The organism is Erythrobacter sp. S227, from assembly GCF_057364925.1.
In genome coordinates, this window is sequence record NZ_CP200280.1 from 2492187 (window position 1) to 2511483 (window position 19297).

The 19297-nt window shown below is 59.0% G+C and carries 22 protein-coding genes; 15 read left to right on the top strand and 7 right to left on the bottom strand.

Annotated features, from left to right (window positions below):
- The first annotated feature begins 190 nt into the window (after nucleotides 1-190).
- The 9 genes from AC0V6Q_RS11810 to AC0V6Q_RS11850 all read left to right on the top strand — a co-directional run bounded on the left by AC0V6Q_RS11810 (nucleotide 191) and on the right by AC0V6Q_RS11850 (nucleotide 7704).
- On the top strand, nucleotides 191-1492 hold the full coding sequence (locus AC0V6Q_RS11810; RefSeq protein WP_486168574.1) for a glutamate-5-semialdehyde dehydrogenase: 1302 nt from the start codon (nucleotides 191-193) through the stop codon (nucleotides 1490-1492).
- Entirely contained in the window at nucleotides 1493-2149 is a 657-nt protein-coding gene (locus AC0V6Q_RS11815; RefSeq protein ID WP_486168575.1) for a nicotinate-nucleotide adenylyltransferase, read from the top strand.
- 189 nt (nucleotides 2150-2338) lie between these two features.
- Nucleotides 2339-2701, top strand: a complete 363-nt coding sequence (gene rsfS, locus AC0V6Q_RS11820) for a ribosome silencing factor (RefSeq protein WP_486168576.1) — start codon at nucleotides 2339-2341, stop codon at nucleotides 2699-2701.
- Nucleotides 2702-2750: 49 nt separating this feature from the next.
- Nucleotides 2751-3173, top strand: coding sequence for a 23S rRNA (pseudouridine(1915)-N(3))-methyltransferase RlmH (locus tag AC0V6Q_RS11825; protein WP_486169307.1), 423 nt, complete (start codon nucleotides 2751-2753; stop codon nucleotides 3171-3173).
- 6 nt (nucleotides 3174-3179) lie between these two features.
- A complete protein-coding gene (locus tag AC0V6Q_RS11830; RefSeq protein WP_486168577.1) occupies nucleotides 3180-4409 on the top strand; it encodes a murein hydrolase activator EnvC family protein in 1230 nt (409 codons plus the stop codon).
- 150 nt (nucleotides 4410-4559) lie between these two features.
- A complete protein-coding gene (locus AC0V6Q_RS11835; RefSeq protein WP_486168578.1) occupies nucleotides 4560-5963 on the top strand; it encodes a S41 family peptidase in 1404 nt (467 codons plus the stop codon).
- Between the two features lie 48 nt (nucleotides 5964-6011).
- Complete coding sequence (locus tag AC0V6Q_RS11840) at nucleotides 6012-6464, top strand: disulfide bond formation protein B (RefSeq protein WP_486168579.1); 453 nt, start codon at nucleotides 6012-6014, stop codon at nucleotides 6462-6464.
- A gap of 31 nt (nucleotides 6465-6495) precedes the next feature.
- The gene (locus tag AC0V6Q_RS11845; protein WP_486168580.1) at nucleotides 6496-7017 is read left to right on the top strand and encodes a demethoxyubiquinone hydroxylase family protein; all 522 of its coding nucleotides are present in this window, start codon (nucleotides 6496-6498) and stop codon (nucleotides 7015-7017) included.
- An 87-nt stretch (nucleotides 7018-7104) separates the two neighbouring features.
- Nucleotides 7105-7704 carry a hypothetical protein gene (locus AC0V6Q_RS11850; protein ID WP_486168581.1) on the top strand — a complete coding sequence of 200 codons (600 nt, stop codon included), beginning with the start codon at nucleotides 7105-7107 and terminating at the stop codon, nucleotides 7702-7704.
- Between the two features lie 12 nt (nucleotides 7705-7716).
- Here AC0V6Q_RS11850 and AC0V6Q_RS11855 read toward each other — a convergent pair whose 3' ends face one another.
- From AC0V6Q_RS11855 to AC0V6Q_RS11875, 5 genes are all read right to left on the bottom strand, one after another.
- On the bottom strand, nucleotides 7717-8730 hold the full coding sequence (locus AC0V6Q_RS11855; RefSeq protein WP_486168582.1) for an SDR family NAD(P)-dependent oxidoreductase: 1014 nt from the start codon (nucleotides 8728-8730) through the stop codon (nucleotides 7717-7719).
- Nucleotides 8730-9536, bottom strand: coding sequence for an enoyl-ACP reductase FabI (fabI, locus tag AC0V6Q_RS11860; RefSeq protein WP_486168583.1), 807 nt, complete (start codon nucleotides 9534-9536; stop codon nucleotides 8730-8732). The genes AC0V6Q_RS11855 and fabI overlap by 1 nt, the downstream gene beginning before the upstream one ends.
- Nucleotides 9533-10531 carry a YihY/virulence factor BrkB family protein gene (locus tag AC0V6Q_RS11865; RefSeq protein ID WP_486168584.1) on the bottom strand — a complete coding sequence of 333 codons (999 nt, stop codon included), beginning with the start codon at nucleotides 10529-10531 and terminating at the stop codon, nucleotides 9533-9535. The genes fabI and AC0V6Q_RS11865 overlap by 4 nt, the downstream gene beginning before the upstream one ends.
- Nucleotides 10532-10610: 79 nt before the next feature.
- Nucleotides 10611-11621 carry a DnaJ C-terminal domain-containing protein gene (locus AC0V6Q_RS11870; protein WP_486168585.1) on the bottom strand — a complete coding sequence of 337 codons (1011 nt, stop codon included), beginning with the start codon at nucleotides 11619-11621 and terminating at the stop codon, nucleotides 10611-10613.
- 60 nt (nucleotides 11622-11681) lie between these two features.
- Nucleotides 11682-11999 (bottom strand): hypothetical protein, encoded by a 318-nt coding sequence (locus tag AC0V6Q_RS11875; RefSeq protein ID WP_486168586.1) that lies wholly within the window; start codon nucleotides 11997-11999, stop codon nucleotides 11682-11684.
- Between the two features lie 216 nt (nucleotides 12000-12215).
- On the opposite strand from AC0V6Q_RS11875, the gene pdxH reads away from it, so the two are divergent.
- Together pdxH and AC0V6Q_RS11885 are read left to right on the top strand one after the other, a co-directional pair.
- Nucleotides 12216-12878: a pyridoxamine 5'-phosphate oxidase gene (gene pdxH / locus AC0V6Q_RS11880; RefSeq protein ID WP_486168587.1), complete on the top strand. Its 663-nt coding sequence runs from the start codon at nucleotides 12216-12218 to the stop codon at nucleotides 12876-12878.
- Nucleotides 12875-13681, top strand: coding sequence for a PhzF family phenazine biosynthesis protein (locus AC0V6Q_RS11885; protein WP_486168588.1), 807 nt, complete (start codon nucleotides 12875-12877; stop codon nucleotides 13679-13681). The genes pdxH and AC0V6Q_RS11885 overlap by 4 nt, the downstream gene beginning before the upstream one ends.
- Here the strand turns inward: AC0V6Q_RS11885 and AC0V6Q_RS11890 are convergent, their stop codons facing one another.
- Nucleotides 13682-14818: a serine hydrolase domain-containing protein gene (locus AC0V6Q_RS11890; protein ID WP_486168589.1), complete on the bottom strand. Its 1137-nt coding sequence runs from the start codon at nucleotides 14816-14818 to the stop codon at nucleotides 13682-13684.
- Between AC0V6Q_RS11890 and AC0V6Q_RS11895 the strand changes: the two genes are divergently transcribed.
- Nucleotides 14817-15206, top strand: coding sequence for a hypothetical protein (locus tag AC0V6Q_RS11895; RefSeq protein ID WP_486168590.1), 390 nt, complete (start codon nucleotides 14817-14819; stop codon nucleotides 15204-15206). The two genes, AC0V6Q_RS11890 and AC0V6Q_RS11895, sit on opposite strands and share 2 nt — an antisense overlap.
- A 3-nt stretch (nucleotides 15207-15209) precedes the next feature.
- Here the strand turns inward: AC0V6Q_RS11895 and mnmA are convergent, their stop codons facing one another.
- Nucleotides 15210-16382, bottom strand: coding sequence for a tRNA 2-thiouridine(34) synthase MnmA (gene mnmA / locus AC0V6Q_RS11900; RefSeq protein WP_486168591.1), 1173 nt, complete (start codon nucleotides 16380-16382; stop codon nucleotides 15210-15212).
- 646 nt (nucleotides 16383-17028) lie between these two features.
- On the opposite strand from mnmA, the gene sciP reads away from it, so the two are divergent.
- The 3 genes from sciP (at nucleotide 17029) to AC0V6Q_RS11915 (ending at nucleotide 19227) form a co-directional block, all read left to right on the top strand.
- A complete protein-coding gene (gene sciP / locus AC0V6Q_RS11905; RefSeq protein WP_486168592.1) occupies nucleotides 17029-17328 on the top strand; it encodes a CtrA inhibitor SciP in 300 nt (99 codons plus the stop codon).
- A gap of 147 nt (nucleotides 17329-17475) precedes the next feature.
- Nucleotides 17476-17742 (top strand): GlsB/YeaQ/YmgE family stress response membrane protein, encoded by a 267-nt coding sequence (locus tag AC0V6Q_RS11910; RefSeq protein ID WP_486168593.1) that lies wholly within the window; start codon nucleotides 17476-17478, stop codon nucleotides 17740-17742.
- 291 nt (nucleotides 17743-18033) lie between these two features.
- The gene (locus AC0V6Q_RS11915; protein WP_486168594.1) at nucleotides 18034-19227 is read left to right on the top strand and encodes an efflux RND transporter periplasmic adaptor subunit; all 1194 of its coding nucleotides are present in this window, start codon (nucleotides 18034-18036) and stop codon (nucleotides 19225-19227) included.
- Nucleotides 19228-19297 lie beyond the last annotated feature (70 nt).

Below are 19297 nucleotides of genomic sequence, written 5' to 3' on the forward strand. Positions count from 1 at the left end.
CCCTGAGGAATGTCCCGATGAGACACAGATTCGCGCTTCGTTTCCCACCGATTCGTAACGGAAAATTGACCCTGCTGAGCCTCCGATTCGTTGCATTTCGATGCTGGACCGGTCCCGCAAGGCGAAGGGAATCGATGCTCTTTGTCTTCGATCCTGACACAGGTCCAACCAAGTGCTAACGGGTAGTTCCATGAACGAGATTTCTGCTATCCCGGACGCGCAATTGGCGGGCGAAACTGCCGCCACTCCAGGCGAGCTGATTGCCCGGCTTGCGAGGATCGGACGCGCTGCGCAAAGAGAATGCGCGCGCATGGAAAGCGCGTCGCGCGCGGCGGCTTTGAAACTTGCGGCGCAGCATATGCGTAAGCGTTCCAAGGACATTCTCGAGGCCAATGCAAGGGATGTCGATGCGGCCCGCGCAAACGGACTTTCCGCTGCCATGATTGACCGGCTCGCTTTGGACGAGGATCGACTGGAAGGTGTCGCGGCCTCTGTTGAAGCGGTCGCGGATTTGCCTGATCCCGTGGGAGAAGTGATCGATGAAAGCGTGCGGCCCAACGGCCTCAAACTGTCGCGGGTGCGCGTGCCCATCGGGACGATCGGTATCATCTATGAAAGCCGCCCCAATGTGACCGCCGATGCCGCGGCTTTGTGCGTTTGCGCAGGCAATGCGGCGATCCTTCGCGGGGGCAGCGAGGCGGTTCATTCCAACCACGCGATCCTTTCCGCCTTCCAGGCTGGCCTTGAAGAGGGCAGCGTTCCAGCGGGCCTCGTGCAGCTTGTACCAACGCAGGACCGCGCGGTCGTAGGTGCGATGCTGACGGCGAGCGGGATGATCGATATGATCGTGCCGCGCGGCGGGAAAAGCCTTGTTGCGCGAGTGCAGGCCGATGCGCGTGTGCCGGTCCTTGCTCACCTTGACGGGGTCAATCACACCTATGTTCATTCGGCCGCCGACCCAGCCATGGCGCGCGAAATTGCGGTCAACGCCAAGATGCGCCGCACCGGCATTTGCGGGGCGATGGAGACATTGCTGATCGATGCACAGTTCGCCGATGCTGAGGGGTTGGTCGCGGCTTTGATCGACGCGGGCGTAGAGGTTCGCGGTGATGGCCGCACACGCGCGCTCGACAGCCGGATCATGGCGGCAAGCGATGAGGATTGGGGGACCGAATATCTCGACTCCATTCTCTCGGTCGCCATTGTCGACGGGATGGAGAGCGCATTGGCGCATATTGCCAAATACTCCTCTGCCCATACCGATGCGATTGTCACAGATGATGATCTGGCCGCCGGGCAATTTCTGGCAAGCGTCGATAGCGCGATTGTCATGCACAACGCGTCGTCACAATTTGCCGATGGGGGCGAATTCGGGCTTGGCGCAGAGATTGGAATTGCCACCGGAAGGCTCCACGCACGCGGACCCGTGGCTCTCGAGGGGCTCACCACTTACAAATGGCTAGTGCGCGGCTCCGGGCAGGCGCGCCCTTAAATGCTCACCGGACTCCTCGGCGGTAGCTTTAACCCTGCGCATGGCGGGCACCGGCGAATCACCAAGTTCACGATTGATGCGCTAGGGCTGGACGAGGCGTGGTGGCTGGTTTCTCCGGGCAATCCGCTAAAGCCCAAAGCAGGCATGGCACCCCTCTCGGCGCGGCTGCGTTCGGCCGCGGCACAAGCAAAGCGCGCACCCATCATCCCCACCACGATCGAAAGAGAGCTGGGCACACGCTACACCGTGGACACCCTTCGCGCCCTTCAGCGACGGTACAAATCGCGCCAGTTTGTGTGGTTGATGGGCTCTGACAATCTGGCCGAGTTTCACCGCTGGAAAGACTGGCGGACCATCGCTCGCACCATGCCGATTGCAGTCATCGCGCGACCCGGCTATACCAGAGAGGCTATGACGAGCCCCGCCATGGCTTGGTTCAGACACAATCGGGTGTCTGTTGCTGACATAAGAACAATGGGGCAGACACGCTTGAGGAGAGCACCGGCACTGGTGTTATTGCGCTTTGATCCTGACCATCGCTCTGCCACGGCCATTCGCCGCGGTAATGCTGATTGGGCAGAGAAATACAGTGCGCCCGATACCTCTGCCCTGCGCGACAGGCTGACATTCCGGCAAATCAGGGAAATCGATGCATGAGGGCGCTTCATCGCACCTCGCAATCGTCCTCGCTTGCCAAAAGCGGCACCCACCCCCAAGTTTCATTTATGTTCAGGAGACATCCAACGGCCTATGACGCATCAGTCAACTTCACAGGCACACACTTCCACGGCGACAAGGGGCCCAACAAACGGGCTCGACTCGTCCAGTGCGGCGGTGGTTTCGACCATGTCTAACGGCGATAAAGCAGACGAGCTCTATGCGCTGGTGATGCAGCAACTGGACGATGATCAGGCAGCTGAAATCGTCTCCATCCCGCTTGAGGGCAAGAGTTCTGTTGCCGATCACATGGTGGTCGCAAGCGGTCGCTCGTCGCGGCAAGTGGCGTCGATGGCGCAAAAGCTGGCCGAAAAGGTGAAGCAGGCAGGCTTTGGCCCGGTGCGCATCGAAGGTCTGCCTCAGGCGGACTGGGTGCTCATCGACTGCGGCGATGTCGTGATTCACCTCTTCCGTCCCGAAGTGCGCAGTTTCTACAACCTTGAACGCATGTGGTCGTTCGAAGGCGGCGAACTGAAGCAAGGACGGAGTTAGGTTGTTTTGCGCCCCCGGATGGGGGCGCATCAAACAAAGGAACCAACAAATTCTCCTCCACATCATCGCTCGCGGGAAAATCGCTCGTTCGCCTGAGGCGGAGCTTGTTGCGCGCTATGAAAAGCGGCTCACATGGCCGGTGAAGCTGACCGAACTGCCTGAAACCGGGGGCAAAGTGCCGTTGCCGCAATCTCCGCATAAAACCGTGCTTCTGGACGAACGCGGCAAAGCGCTGGCTTCGGAAAAACTTGCCTCAACGCTTGAGAATTGGCGCGATACCGGCACGCGCGAGGTCCGCTTTGTGCTGGGCGCGGCCGATGGTCACAGTGCAGCCGAACGGGCTGAGGCTGACCTGCTTTATGCCTTTGGCCCTGCCACCTGGCCGCATCTTTTGGCGCGCGCGATGCTGATGGAACAGCTCTATCGTGCAACAAGCATCCTTGCAGGCCATCCCTATCATCGTGCAGGGTAGCTCCCGATGCGCAAATCACGTGCCCTTCTCGGTGTAACAGGTGCCGCCAGCGCGGCTCTGCTGATTGCCGTGCCGCAAGGCTGGGCGCAGCGCGAGATCACGCTTCTGGAACCCGAGGAAGCGCAGGCCGAACTGACCAGAGCAACGCGCGAAAGCCAGCGGGCAGAGGCGCGTGCAGACCGCTTTGCCAAAGAGGCGGAAGCGGCAAGCGAGGCGGCTGACAAAACCGCGCGCGAGGCGGCGGCAATGGCAGCGCAAATTCAGGCATCCGAGGCCAGAATCACTGCGGCGCGTGCCCGCTTTTCGCTTCTCCAGAATGACCGCGTGAAACTTGCAAAACGCCTGTCCGACCGGCGCGAACCTCTGGTGCGTTTGACCGGAGCCTTGCAGACAACAGCGCGCAGGCCTCTGGCGCTTTCCGCGCTTCAGCCCGGGTCATTGAAAGATCTTGTCTATGTCCGCGCCGTGCTTGCCTCTGCCGTGCCCGAAATTCGCAACCGAACGGCGGCTTTGCGGGCAGAGCTGGAAGAGGGGCAGCGGTTGGAGCGGCGGGCCGCGCGCGCGGTTGAGAATTTGCGCGCCTCTGAACAGGAGCTTCAATCGCGCCGCACCCGGCTGGCCGAGCTTGAAGCACAGCAACGCCTCTCATCAACCGAAGCGCGCAGCAACGCAGTGCGGGAAAGCGAAAGGGCATTGGCTCTGGCCGAAGAGGCGCGCGATCTTGACGGTTTGGTCGACACGCTCGGCGAAGCGGCGAAATTGCGGGCTGAACTCGCGGCGCTTCCCGGACCAATCGCGCGGCCAAGTGATTTGTCGGCGCGGGTCGCCGAGGTCGGTCCTGTACCCACATCAACGCCAAGCGCAGCCACCCGACCACCCGGCTTCCAGCTGCCTGTGCAAGGGCGCACTCTGGCTGGATTTGGCGAACTGCGCGACAGCGGTCTTCGCTCCAAAGGCCTCACATTATCGCCTGCTCCTGCCGCCCAGGTTGTGGCGCCAAGCGCGGGTCGAATTGCCTTTTCCGGCCCCTATCGCGGCTTCGGGCGAATCGTGATTATTGAACATCCAGGAGGCTGGACTTCGCTTGTCACAGGGCTGGAAAGAACACAGGTTGAAGTGGGTGACGAGATCATCGGCGGCGGGCCTTTGGGCGTTGCTGGCGGCGGCGATGAACCCATTACGCTTGAGCTTAGGCGCGATGGAGAGCCGGTTAACCCCCTCAATTATCTTGGTTAATTGAGAGATAACCTTAAGCTTTGGGTACTCGCCTTGCCCCGCAAAGGGACGCAAGCGCAAACACAGGCCGCGCGGTGCACCTCTCATCTGGCGTTCAGACCCCGCTTCCTATACGTTTGCGTGCACACACTAAGGAGCACTTCGCCCATCATGAAATTCGCCGCTCTTATTCGTAGCGCTGCTCTGGTTACAGCCGTTGCGCTTATTCCCGCCACCACTGCCACCATGGCACAGGTCGATGGCCGCGCAGGTCCCGAACTCGCAAAGATTTTCGCGATCATGCAGCGGGTTCAGGCAAACTATGTGGAGCCGGTTGAGGACGACGTGCTTGTGCGCGGCGCGATTGACGGGATGCTTGCCGCGCTTGATCCGCACAGCGCTTATCTCGATGGCAGCGATCTTCAGCGGCTGAACACGCTTATCGACGGCAATTACTCGGGCCTTGGCCTTTCGGTTGTTCAGGAAGAAGGCGCGGTCAAAGTCATCTCGCCATTCAAGGGCAGCCCAGCGGACAAGGCCGGGATCAAAGCGGGCGACTATATCACCCACCTTGAAGGCAAGTTGATCGTTGGCGGTGATCTGGACGATGCCGTTGCGCAAATGCGGGGGCAAGCGGGCACCTCGATCAACCTCACCATTTTCCGCCCGGGCCGTGACGAGCCGATTGAGCTTTCCGTCACGCGCGGCGTTATCGAGCTTGAGCCGGTGACCTATGAGCTGAAACCCGGCAATATCGGGCACATCTCGGTCAACGAATTTTCCGCCGATGTGGGCGCGGACGTTTACAACGCCTGGGCCGCGCTTCAGACCGAAGCCACCGGCCGGATGAGCGGGCTGGTGCTTGACCTGCGCTCCAACCCCGGCGGTAGCCTGGATGAGGCGGTCGCATTGACCGACCTGTTCCTTGAAAAGGGCGAGATTGTCTCGCAGCGCGGGCGTTCATGGGGCGAAACCTTTAAATTCCAGGCCGATGATCTCGACTATTACCTGCGCCGCCGGATGAGCCGCAGCCAAGCGCAGATTTTCATGGGTGAAATCGCGCAAAACGTGCCGATGATCGTTCTGATCGATGCAGGTTCTGCGTCGGCTTCTGAAATTGTCGCGGGCGCTCTGCAGGATCATGGCCGCGCTCTCATCATGGGTCAGAGGAGCTTTGGTAAAGGCTCTGTCCAATCGCTTCTGCCACTGGGGCCGGATTCGGCGCTCAAGCTGACCACGGCGCGCTATTACACGCCCAAGGGCAAATCGGTTCAGGAAGGCGGCATTGCGCCGGACATCCGCGTGCCGCAACTGTCCGATCCCGACTTTGCGTTGCGCGAGAAATACCGAACGCGCGAAAGCGATCTTCGCGGGCACTTGATCAACGAAATCGGTATTGCCGATGAGGAAATGGTCGAGGACACCATTGCCGATCCGCGTTTCCAACTCACGAGTGAGGAATTGGAAGAGCAGGGCGTTGAGGATTTCCAGCTGCACTATGCGCTTGAAACCCTTCGCCGCACCACGGCAAGCTCGGTCGCGCTGAGAAAACGCGGCTCGAAAACGGGCGGCTAAGGGAACGGGAAAGTGGTCAAACCTGACCCGGCTTCCTAAGTGGCAATTATGACCGGTCTCAATCAAGCTCGCGGATTGGCGGTGCTCATTCCCGCTGGCCTTTTGGGCGGCGCATACATTTCCGAGTACGTCTTTGGCCTCTACCCGTGCGAGATGTGCTGGTGGCAACGCTATCCGCACTTCGCCGCTCTTGGCTTTGGCCTTGCTGCCGTCGCAATGCAGCCCTCGCGGGTCTGGGTCGCATTGGCAGGGCTGGCGGTTATCACATCGGGCCTTATCGGCGGCTTTCACGCAGGCGTTGAATATGGCTGGTGGGAAGGCATCACCGGATGCTCAACCTTGCCATCCGAGATTGACGTGATGGACATCAACGCTGCGCCAATCGTGCGCTGTGATGTGGCGCCGTGGGACCTGTTCGGCATCTCGCTTGCCGGTTGGAATTTCCTGATTTCTTGCGCTGGCGGTGCGGCTGTTGTGGCAATGGCTGCGTATAAGAAGTAGCATTACATGCAGTGTCTTTTGGAGATGACCTATGGAACGCGATGAACTGCACCGGATGATCCGCGTCGATCAGGCTGGCGAATTTGGCGCAACCCGCATCTACGAAGGCCAGTTGGCGGTCATGGGTGATCGCGGGCCGCAATCTGCCGAAATCCGCCATATGGCTGAACAAGAGAAGGTCCACCGCGAGAAATTCGACGCTCTCATGGCAGAGCGCGGCGTCCGCCCCACCGCTTTGCACCCCCTTTGGTCGATGGCGGGATATGCGCTTGGTGCGGGCACGGCGCTGCTTGGCCCAGAGGCAGCCATGGCTTGCACCGCGGCAGTCGAAACGGAAATCGACAAGCATTATTCCGATCAATTGGACCGGCTCGCAGAAACCAATTCGGAGCCGGAGCTTGCCGAGATGATCGAGCAATTTCGCCAGGAAGAGCTCGAGCACCGTGATGCAGCGCTGGAACACGGCGCAGAAAAGGCACCTGCCTATCCGCTGCTCTCGGGCGCGATCCGTCTCGGCTGCAAGATTGCGATCAAGGTTAGCGAGCGTGTCTAGGGTCACAGCCCGCTAATTCCGCTTCAGTCGCGGTTCAGTGACTGCTATCTATTGCGAACAGCGAATTCGTCCCTGATAGGAACCACCATGTCCAAGCTTTTGCGCCTCGCCCTAATCGCCCCCTTCGCAGCGGCCACCGCATTCCCCGCCACAGCGCAGGATCAGGCCGGCGACCGCGTCAACATGGTCATCGCCTATAGCGAAGACGAATGCCCCGAGCAGACCGCCGAAAACGAAATCGTGGTGTGCCAGATCGTGGTCGAAGCGGACCGCTATCGCATTCCATCAAACCTGCGAACAAGCGATTCGCCAGAGAACATCACTCAGGCGCAGCAGTTTGAAAAGGTTCGTTATATCGGTGAATTCGGCGCGTTTTCATGCAGTCCCGCCGGCGCGGGCGGCTTTACCGGCTGTACGCAGCAATTCATTGATGCAGCCTATGCCGAAAAGGATCGAGCAGAAGGCGTGCGCTTTGGTCAGTTGATCGAACAGGCGCGTCAGGAGCGGCTATCGACCATCGACGGCGATGCCGCTGCCGAACAGGACCGTGTCGAGCAGATCGAGCGCGAATATCTGGAGCGGCTGGAGCGTGAACGCAGCGCTGCGCTTCCGGGTGAAGAAACAGCCGAGCAGGAATTGCCTGATCCCGAAGCCGAAACCGACGCATCCGGGGACGGGCCTAACTAAGGCGTCAGGCGCTTACACCTGATAGTAATCGCGGTACCACGCGACGAACTTGGCGATGCCTTCGCGCACGTCGGTTTTTGGCGTGTAGCCGGTTAGCTCTTTCAGAAGCGTCGCATCCGCCCATGTGGCGGGCACATCGCCTTTTTGCATCGGCAGGAAATTGCGGATCGCCTCGCGCCCGCATTCCGCCTCGATCGCATCGACAAAATCGGTGAGCTTCACCGTGTCGCTATTCCCGATATTGACCACACGGTAGGGCGCAGCGGGCGATAGCGAATCCCATTCGGGAATGGCCTCGGGCGTTTCCGGGCGCTCAGGCTTTGCATCAATCAGCAAGCGGATACCCCGCACCAGATCCGTCACATAAGTGAAATCGCGGTGCATCTCGCCATGGTTGTAAACGTCGATCGGATCGCCGTTCAGAATGCCGCGTGTGAACTTGAACAAGGCCATGTCCGGGCGTCCCCACGGGCCGTAAACCGTGAAGAAACGGAACATGGTGGTCGGCAGGTTCCAGAGGTGGGCATAGGAGTGCCCCATCGCCTCATTCGCCTTTTTCGTGGCGGCATAGAATGTCAGTGGGTGGTCACTCTTTTGGCTCTCGTGGAATGGCATATCGGTGTTCGCGCCGTAGGCCGAGCTGGTGGACGCCATCAGCAGATGCTCCACCTCCAACTCGCGCGCGCATTCCATCACGTTGAACGTGCCCACCAGATTGGCGTCGAGATAGGCGCGCGGGTTTTCAAGGGAGTACCTGACGCCCGCTTGCCCCGCGAGATGTACGATCACATCGGGCTTTTCTTCCATGGCGAGCGCATGGAGCGTCTCCATATCCTCCAGCATGCCGACTTTGCAGGTGAAGTTCGCGTTTTGCAGCAGCATTTGATGCCGCCGCTCTTTCAGTGCGACCTCGTAATAATCGGTCATCCCGTCATAGCCAACGACGCGAAAGCCCTCATCCAGGAGCAATTGCGAGAGGTGATAGCCGATGAAACCGGCTGATCCCGTGACGAGGACTGTTCGCATCAATCCACCGAGATATCGGGCGCGTCGACCTGCTTCATGCCCACAGTGTGATAGCCGCTATCGACGTGGTGCACCTCGCCCGTGACCCCGCTGGAGAGGTTTGAGAGCAGGTAAAGCCCCGAACCGCCCACATCTTCCAAAGTGGTCGTGCGGCGCAGCGGCGAGTTCAGCTCGTTCCATTTAAGGATATAGCGGAAGTCGCCAATCCCGCTCGCCGCGAGCGTTTTAACAGGCCCTGCGCTGATCGCATTCACGCGGATATTGCGGGGACCAAGGTCATTGGCAAGATACATGACGCTCGTCTCAAGTGCCGCTTTGGCAACGCCCATCACATTGTAATGCGGCATGTATTTCTCGGCGCCGTAATAGGTCAGCGTCAGGATGGAGCCGCCTTCCTCAGGCATCAATTCCGCTGCGCGCTTGGTCACAGCGACAAGCGAATAGGCCGAGATGTTCATCGTCATCAGGAAGTTATCGAGGCTGGTATCGAGATACTTTCCGCGCAGTTCATTCTTGTCGGAAAAGCCGATAGCGTGAACCACGAAATCAAGCGTGCCCCAGCGTTCCTTGATGGCGTCAAAGCCCGCATCCAGCGACTCCATCGACGACACATCACAGTCGAAGGTGAAATCACTGCCGAGCTTTTCCGCGAGAGGCTTCACCCGCTTGGCCAAAGCATCACCTTGATAGGAGAATGCGAGCTCGGCGCCGTGTTCGGCCAACTGTTTCGCAATGCCCCAGGCCAGCGACTTATCATTGGCAAGGCCCATGATGAGACCCTTCTTGCCTTCCATGAGTTTGGTCATGCCGCGGTTTCCTCTTCGATAGTATCAAGTGTCTGCTGCTCGTTCTCTGGCTCTGCCAGTGCAGCGTTCAATTCTGCTCCGATAACGAGCCCGAGGCCAACGAGCCAGAAAAAGAACAAGGCGATGATAATCCCCGCCATAGAGCCATAGATCAGATCATAGGTAAAAACGCCGCGCAAAATGGGGGGCATGGCGGCAGTGACGCCAAGCCACCAGATGGCGGTAAAGGCAGGCCCGGGCCATTTGGGAAAGGCTTTGCCGCGGTACATCGCAGGCGTCAGCGTGTAGAACAAAAGATAGAGCGATACCCCAAGGCCAAGGGCCGGCACGATCCGTGTGACGCGCAAATCGCCGACCGTTCCAAGGAATTCGGGAAAATAGCTGAGTATCATCTGTTGCGCTGTCCCGATCAGAACGCTCGCAAACAGCGACACCATCAAGACCACCACGGCCGCCAGAATAAGCGCTGCGGAAAACAGGCGAGCCTTCCAGAAAGCCAGCAACGGCTGCGTCCCGTATGCGCGGCGCAGGATATCGCGGATCGTCTCCACCAGATTGGACACCGTCCACAGCGCAACGCCAGCACCCAGCCACAAGAGCCAGCCTTGCGGTGCATCGACGATCTCCTCGGCAACCGGCCCGATCAGGCGGCTAACGGTTGGGGGCATGGCCGTCAAAACGGTGTTGACCAGTTCCAAAGCCTGATCACGCCCGCCGATAAGCTCGAACAAGGCCGCGCCAATGATAAAGAACGGAAAAATCGCCAGCATCGAAAGATACGCCAGGTTTCCTGCATGGATAAAGCCGTCCTGCCACGTCCCTACAAGAGTGCGGCGCACGGTTTCAAACAGCCGTGTCCCTGGCCCTGCGTAATGGGCGATAAATCCGAAAATGCCGGGCTGCGGGCGAACTTGTGTCCCGAAAGCGGAAAAACGGACCGGCTGTGAAAGCGCCCTTATCCGCCGCGCCTCGGGCGACAATGAACGTATCTCCATGCTCCGTTGAGTTGGATCGAAGCTCTGGAGGAGAGGTGGCTCTTGGTCCAAGTTTTGCTCGCCTGGGATTTCAGCTATTCTAGAGGCCGAAGACGCTGCGCGGTTTGGCCGGGTCTTTCCAGTCGCCAAGCTTCTCTTTGAGGCCGTCCAGATCCTCGGGCATTTGAATCTCCAGCGTCACCAATTGATCGCCGCGCGCAGGCTTTGACCCGCTGCTCGTTTTCTTGGTCCAGCCTTTACCGGTAAGGCGCATAACCGTGCCGCCATTGGCACCCGGCTTCAGCGTCAGCATCACCGGTCCGTCGACCGTGGGGCATTTGACCTTGCCGCCGTTCACCGCCTCATCAAGGGTGATGGGCAAATCCATGCGGATATTGTCGCCATCGCGCCGGAAGAACGGGTGCGGGGCAACTTCGACCATGACGATGCCGTCGCCGTGGCCGCCGGGTCCCGCATGCCCCTTGCCTTTAAGGCGCATTTGCGTGCCGTCTTCGACCCCTGCGGGCAGTTTCAGGCTGATCGCTTTGCCATCGGCCAGAGTGATGCGTTGGTCCTGACCAGAGGCTGCATCCACGAAGGGGACGGCAAGGCGATATTGAATATCTGCACCCTTTTTTGGCGGAGGCGATGCACGCCCGCGAGCGCCGAAGCCTCCGCCCCCAAACCCACCACGCGGTGGGGGTTGGGCTGTACGATTGCGCCCGCCGCCAAAAAGGCCTTCGAACAGATCGCCTAAATCCATGTCGTCTGTGTCAAAGCCCTGAAATTCGGAATCGCGAAAACCGCCGCCACGCTGGGCTCCCCCGCCATATCCACCACCGGGACCTCTGGGACGACCGCCGCCCATCCCTGCAAAGGGGTTCAGCGGATTGCCTTCGGCGTCAATTTCGCCGCGATCAAATTGCGCGCGTTTGTCCTTGTCCGACAAAAGGTCATACGCCTTGGTCGCATCCGAAAACTTCTCGGCCGCCTTGGGATTGTCCTTGTTTTTGTCAGGGTGCAGTTCTTTGGCAAGCTTGCGATAGGCGCTCTTGACCTCTTTTTCAGAAGCCGTGCGGGCAATGCCAAGGGTGGAATACGGATCGCGCATGGTGTCTTAGCTAGGTGCAACAGTGCATTGAAGCAAGCGTGTAACGCAGCGAAGCGAGCCCTAAGATAGCAATCCCTCTGATTTTCTGCGTCGCAAAAGGCCGTGGACGAAGCCGAGTGAATAGAAAAAGGCAAGATACGCAGACAAAGCGCCGTAGATGATCACGTGACGCCAAAACAAAATAGGATCTGCTTGCAACCAATTTGCCAAGGTGGCCACAGAAAGCAATATTGCCGGCAACAAGATCACCCGTTCGAGAAAATTCCAGCAAAAGAAGAATTCCTCTCGCAATCCTGTTCGCCAGGCGACTGAGCCGAGAAAGACAGGCACACCTACAAACAAGGCGAGAAAGAAAAGGACAGCGAGCCAAAATTCCATTCATAATTGCTAGCCGATGCGGGACCTGTAGGGAATATCTTTCCTACTGCGCCTCTAAGCCTTATCGCACGCCGTATGTCTGAAAAACGCATCCCTTTTGCACCGCTTCACCGCATCGCTTTGCAGGGCCAGATCGGGCACAAAGATTTTTTGCCCCTGAACAGTGTGTCAAGTGTGTCAAAATCCTCGATAAACGTCTGATAAGGAACTCTTTTCATGATTAACCCCAACACGCTTAACGAAGCGCAATTGGCAGACAGCGTGATCCCTTCAGGCGCCGATCCTTATGCATTGTTTGACGAGTGGTTTGCCGAGGCGAAGACAAGCGAGATCAACGATCCCAACGCCATGGCATTGGCCACCTCGAGCGCTTCGGGAATGCCGTCGGTGCGCATGGTGCTGTTGAAAGGGCATGGACCTACCGAGAGTGAGACGGGCGGCTTCACCTTCTTCACCAATTCGCAAAGCCGCAAAGGGGGCGAAATCCTCGCCAATATGCAGGCCAGCCTGCTGTTCCACTGGAAAAGCCTGCGCCGCCAAATCCGCATCGAGGGACCTTTGGAAGAGGTAACACCCGCACGCGCGGATGAATACTTCCACTCGAGGCCCTACAAAAGTCAGGTCGGCAGCGCGGCCAGTGACCAGTCGCGCCCGATGGAAACACGGCAGGACTATCTCGACCGGGTGGAGGCGATCTGGGCTGAACATGAGGCAGCGGGCCAAGTGCCGCGGCCATCGCATTGGACCGGCTTTACCCTTCGCCCGAGCCGGATCGAATTCTGGATCGACCGCGACAACCGTCTGCATGACCGGCGTCAATTCACCTCGTCGGGCGCAGGCGATGCGCTCGAATGGTCCGACACGCTCCTTTATCCATGACGATACCGATCCCCTATTGGCATATCGACGCCTTTAGCGCCGAACCCTTTGGCGGCAATCAGGCGGCGGTTATGGTGCTGGATGAGTGGCTCGATGACGAGGTGCTCACCAAGATCGGGGCAGAGAACAACTTTGCCGAAACCGCCTTTCTGGTGCGCGATGCGGGCGAAGAGGCCGATTGGGAACTGCGCTGGTTCACGCCGACGTCCGAGATCCGCCTGTGCGGTCATGCGACCTTGGCAAGCGGGCATATGTTGCTGACCCGCGATGGGGGCGAGAAGGTCACTTTTCGCACAAGGGAGGCAGGCATTCTCGAAGTTCGCCGTGTTGGCGATGGGTATGAAGTCGGTCTTCCGGCAATCGAGACCGAGCCGAGCACATGGGACGAGGCGGCGCGGCTCCTTGGCGGGAACCCCCAGGATATGCGTCGAAGCGAGCTTGGCTACAACCTCTTCCTCTACGATGACGAGGCCGCCATCCGCGCGCTCGACCCTGATTTTCGCGGGCTTGCCGCATTGGGCGGCGAGCTGTTCGTATGCACTGCGCCTGGCTCTTCAAAGGGCACGGATACCGACATCGTCAGCCGTGTGTTTGTGCCAGCCTATGGCATTGACGAAGACCCCGTGACAGGCGGCGCGCATGCGGTGCTGACACCCTATTGGACGGAAAAACTGGGGCGCGACAGCTTCACTGCCTATCAGGCAAGCGAACGCGGCGGATCGCTCACCTGCCGGATTGACGGGGAGCGCGTGTGGCTGGGCGGGCCATGCGTGACCGTGGTGAAAGGAGAGTTTTACCTCTGACTATTCAGCCGGATACAGCGCCAAGACATCGGCGGCTTCCTTGAGCATCGGTGGACGCTCCTCACTGGTCGAATGGCCAAGCCGCACCAAAGTCAGCTTTTGATCGGGAGAGACAAGCACATATTGCCCCATATGCCCGATCAGAGAGAACAGGTTTTGCGGCGCGCGGTCGGGGAAGAGCGGGTGAGGCCGCTCAAGGTCAGGCTCGGGCCGGTTGAGCCAGATCTGATAGCCGTAGTGCTCGGACGCAGGGCTGGGCTTCAGCATCTTTGCAACCCAGCCGCTGGGCACCAATTGCTCACCGCTGGGCGCTTGGCCACCGGCACGAAGGAACTCGCCAAACTTGGCATAGTCGCGGGCCGAGGCATGCATCAGGCTCCCGCCGATCAGAGTGCCAGAGGCGTCAAATTCGGGAACCATGGAGGTCATGCCGAGCGGTCCGAAAAGCCGCTCTTGAAGATAGTCGGCCACCGCTTTGCGCCGTATATCGGGATTGTCGCTGTCGGTAAGCGCGCGCGCTGCGATATCGGCAAGGATGACGGTGGTGTTGGACGAATACTCGAACCGTGCGCCCGGCTCATCCTCGAGCGGCTGCTCCTTCGCCCATTTGGCCATATCATCGCGACCATCAAGGAAGAGCATGCGCACCTCGGACGACTCATACGGCGGATCGCCTGCCTCTGTATGGCGCAGGCCAGAGCGCATCTGAAGGAGGTGCTCCAAAGTGATGTCGCCGCGCGGATCGCCGCTGCGCTGCCAGTCGGGAATGGGCGCAGGCGCCTCTTCATTCAGAAGGCCATCGGCGACCAACATGCCGACCAGAACGGCGGTGACGGTCTTTGCCATCGACCAACTGATAAAGCGGGTGTCGGCATCGTAGCCTTGCGCATATCGCTCGGCCGCGATCTTGCCATCCGCCATGAGCAGAACGGCGCGAGTCTCTCCAAGGCCTTCGGTCGTGAACAGCTCATCCACCTGGCGGGCAAGTTGATCCTTGGGTGCGCCCGCATCGTTAGACACCGCATCCAAAGCCTCTTGGCTGAGCGGCGGCAGGGCAGCAGGCTCAGCATCCCCGCAAGCGATCAGGGCTGGCACGAGCGTTGCGGCGGCGATAGAAGCTTTCAAACGGGCAGTCATGGCCTCTCAATCTAACAAGGATACGCGCAAAGCAATGGCGAAATCGGGCAATTCATCGGCCAAATGGGGACGCAAGCCAGTTTGGCTCACGGTCCTCGGGCTTATCGTTCTCGCGCTCGGTCTTGCCGCAAACTACTATCGCGGTCCGATAGAGGGATACACCGCGGCTGCGACCACCTATTCGGCGCGCGTTGCGTGCTCGTGCCGCTTTGTCGCAGGCCGTGATCTGGAGGATTGTGCGAAGGACAAGCTCTCCGGCATGGAAATGGTATCCCTGAGCGAAAACCCTGATGCGCAAAGCGTGACCGCCAGCATTCCCTTCGTCAACACAGCTACCGCGACGAATCGCGAAGGCTATGGCTGCGTGCTTGAAAACTGGGAGGGCTAGGACTTAAGACGCAACAGAAGTGGTCGCATCAATCCAGCCGCCGCCGATTACACGCTCACCATGATAGATGACCGCCGCCTGTCCGGGGGCAACCCCAAACTCGGGCGTTGCAAAGCGGATGCGGGTTGAGGCGCCGTCGCCCAGCGGCCCTTCGAGGGTGATCTGCACAGGCTTTGCCAGACTGCGAACCTTGGCGGTCAGCTCAGCGCCTTCGGGGATAGAGCCAATGCAATTGGTCTCGATCACTTCTGCGCTCTCAACCGCCAACATCCGCTTGGGCCCAACGCGCACTTCGCGGGTCTCTGCATCAAGGCTGATGACGTAGAGCGGTTGAGGCTGTCCGCCAATCTCAAGGCCTTTGCGCTGACCCACTGTGTAATGGACGATGCCCTTGTGCTCGCCCAAAGTCTCTCCGGTTGCGGCGTGCACAATGGCGCCCGGTACGCCGCCCTCGGGGCGCAGCTTGGTGACGATCTTGGCATAATTGCCATCGGGCACAAAACAGATGTCCTGGCTGTCAGGCTTCATCGCATTGCGAAGCTGCGCTGCCTCGGCGAGATCGCGAACCTGCGTTTTGGGAAGGCCGCCAAGCGGGAAGCGAATGTAGTCGAGCTGCGTCTGAGTAGTGGCGTAGAGGAAGTATGACTGATCACGGGTTGCATCATTGGCGCGGTAAAGGTGCGGGCCGCCTTCCGCTTCTTCGCGGCGAACATAATGCCCCGTGGCCAAGCAATCGGCACCAAGTTCGCGCGCCATGCGGAACAGGTCGGTAAACTTGGGCCCCATGTTACAGCGGATACACGGCACAGGCGTGCGCCCGGCCAGATACTCATCTGCAAACTGATCGACGACTTCCTCGCGAAAGGCGCTTTCATGGTCGAAAACATAATGCGCAATGCCAAGCCGGTCCGAAACCGCGCGCGCATCGGCAATGTCATCGCCTGCGCAACACGCCCCCTTGCGCCCTGTGGCAGCGCCGTAATCGTAAAGCTGTAAAGTGATGCCGATGACTTCGGCGCCCGTATCCGCAGCAAGCGCTGCGACCACAGACGAATCAACCCCGCCGCTCATCGCAACGACGATTCGGCAGTCGGATGCAGGCCTCGGCAGGTTAAACAATGCGGCCGTATCGAGCCCGAAAACGGGGCTAACAGAAGGGGATTCTAGGGTTTCCATGATCGGGAAGGCATATAGTCATGCCTCTATGGATTGGCCATAGCCTCGCGATTTTACGTCCGAGGCCGCTGATTTTACACGCATTTCTTGAGCGTTAACTTGGAACATCACAAGCTTTCCAAGCGCCTCGGCACACATCCTAAGCAGTAGTAAAGCTGCGTTTTACCACATTTTGACAACCGCTGCTTATACCATGGCTCATGTTCGAAAAGGCCAAGCCTCCAGTGATTCCATCTGTACACTCCGCGTCAGCGCCGGATGTCTCTACCCTTGACCAGTTTATGGACCGGTCGAGCGATACGAGCGTTTCGGCCGAAGCGCTGCCGCTGCGTACGATTGAATGGAGCGACCTAACTGCGCGACTCAGCGCAGCGCGCGACCTCAGGCAGCTCCTGCGGGAAGATGTCGGTGCTAAGGCACGCTCCGAAAATCAGGGCTTTGCCAATGCGGCGGCACAATTTTTTCGCGCAAGTGCAGAAGACGAACGCTGCGTTAACCCTAATGCTTTAGAGGCCCGAAAAACCTCATCAGATACCTCTCACTCTATAAAGAGTGCAGGGTCCGGTGAGGGCCTTTTCACTAATGAAAAGTGCTTGGACAAATCGCAAAGCATGCGAATTGAACCGAGTTATACGAGAGAAGAGCAATGATTGAGAATCAGGATATCAAACCAGCACAAGTGATTGGCCCTCTCGGAGAGCCTCTTACCGTTGATGATCTGCCTTCTCCCTCGACCAAGCGTTGGGTTGTGCGTCGCAAGGCGGAAGTTGTTGCTGCTGTGAATGGCGGTTTGCTCACGATTGACGAAGTGCTGGAGCGTTATGGCCTTACTCTTGAAGAGTTTGCCGGATGGCAGCGTGCCGTTGATCGTTCTGGAATGCAGGGTCTGCGAGTGACCCGGATCCAGCACTATCGCGACCTCTACGAACGCCAGCTCAAGTACTAATTCCAAATCGGTCGCGAGACGACCGCAACCGCCCTTTTACAAAATCACGTTTCTCTCTGGCGCAATTTTGCGCTACCCCTTCCCCACGTCCCGCTTGGGAAGCCGTGTCAAACGAGCGCGGTGCGCGGGCAATGAAGGGAAAGTATCATGGGATGGATTGTCGCACTTATCGTTGGCGGTGTTGCCGGCTGGCTTGCTAGCTTGGTTATGAACCGCGATGCATCGATGGGTATCTTCTGGAACATCGTTGTTGGCTGTGTCGGCTCCGTTATTGGCAATCTGATACTTGGTCAGCTTGGCATTACCGGAAGCGTTCAAGAGTTCTCGCTCACTGGTCTTGGCGTTGCCGTCGTCGGTGCAGTGGTGCTGCTTGGCATTCTCAACCTGATCCAGCGCGGCCGCATTAAAGGTTAGGTTTGCGAAAAAACCGCTAACTTTCGAGGCGGGCTGGAAAAGGCCTGCCCGATACATTGAAAAAGACGGCGCGGGGGGCTCAATCCTCGCGCCGTCTTTTGTATTCGGGAACTTCGATTGGCCAGGCACGTCTTTCGTCTAGGCCCAAAGTCATCGGTCGAGATACGGATTGCCCTTTTTCATGCTATGAGTATGAGGGATTGCAAGGGGTGACTTATGCCTATAATACACCCTGTGTCGGACAAAAGCGGGCGTGATGCCTGTAAGTGTCACCGCTAGAAGGCAAATGGCATGAATTACGCGAGCACCATCGAAGCTGAGGCGCAGGATGACGTTCCTGCCGATGCTTTGACACAATATCACGAGCAGCAAGGCTCTGCAGTGGGCCGCAAACTGCTGATTGCAGGTGGTGTGCTTTTGGCGCTCCTCCTGGCGCTCGGCGCTTACTTCGCATTGACTGGCGGAGAGCCCGTTGGCGCAGGCGATGACAATACGCAGGCACCCGTTGTCACGGTGATTGCACCCGGGAAAACCACTGTGAACGGCCGCATAGTGGCGCCTGGCACTATTGCTGCTCGCCGCCCGATGCCCGTTGGTGTTGCAGGCGAAGGCGGGCAGGTGCTCTCGGTTCGGGTTGATGCGGGTGACTGGGTTCGTCAGGGTCAGGTGCTGGCGATCATCGATCGCTCCGTTCAAGCACAACAAGCCGCAGCGCAAGAAGCGCAAATCGGTGTCGCCCGTGCAGATGCGCAGCTCGCGCAATCCAATCTTGATCGCGCACTCCAGCTGGTGGAGCGCGGCTTTATCTCGAAAGCAGAGATTGACCGCCTTACCGCAACCAGAGATTCGGCCGTTGCCCGCATCAAAGTGGCAGAGGCCCAGCTGGGCGAACTGCGTGCACGTAACGCTCGCCTGAATATCATTGCGCCTGCATCAGGCTATATTCTGGAGCGCAATGTCGAACCCGGCCAAACGGTTGGCGGAGGCTCTGGCGCATTGTTCACGATTGCGCGCGGCGGCGAGTTTGAAATGCTCGCCGAGATAAGTGAAACCCAGCTCGCAACGCTTTCAACCGGTGTATCGGCAAGCGTGGTGCCCGCTGGCTCCGACAAGAGCTTCGAAGGTCAGGTCTGGCAGCTTTCACCAATCGTCAATCCGCAAACCCGTCAGGGAACGGCGCGCATTGCTTTGTCGTATCAGCCCGAGCTTCGCCCCGGCGGTTTTGCAACGGCGACGATCAATAGCGGCACACTAACCGCCACCGTCTTGCCTGAAAGCTCTGTGCTTGCAGATGACGAGGGCAGCTATGTCTATGTTGTCAACGCAGAAAACAAGGCAACCCGGACGCCGGTCGTAACCGGTATGGTAACGCCGGACGGCATTGCGATCATGGAGGGGCTCACCGGAACGGAGGCTATTGTCCTTCGTGCAGGCGGCTTCCTCAATCCGGGCGAGACCGTAAGCCCGAGGCGTGAAGAAAACTGATTGGCATCTGGAGGAGCCTGTGAACCGTAAATTCCCAAAGGCTTCGTCCAAGTGCCAACCAAGACAAAGC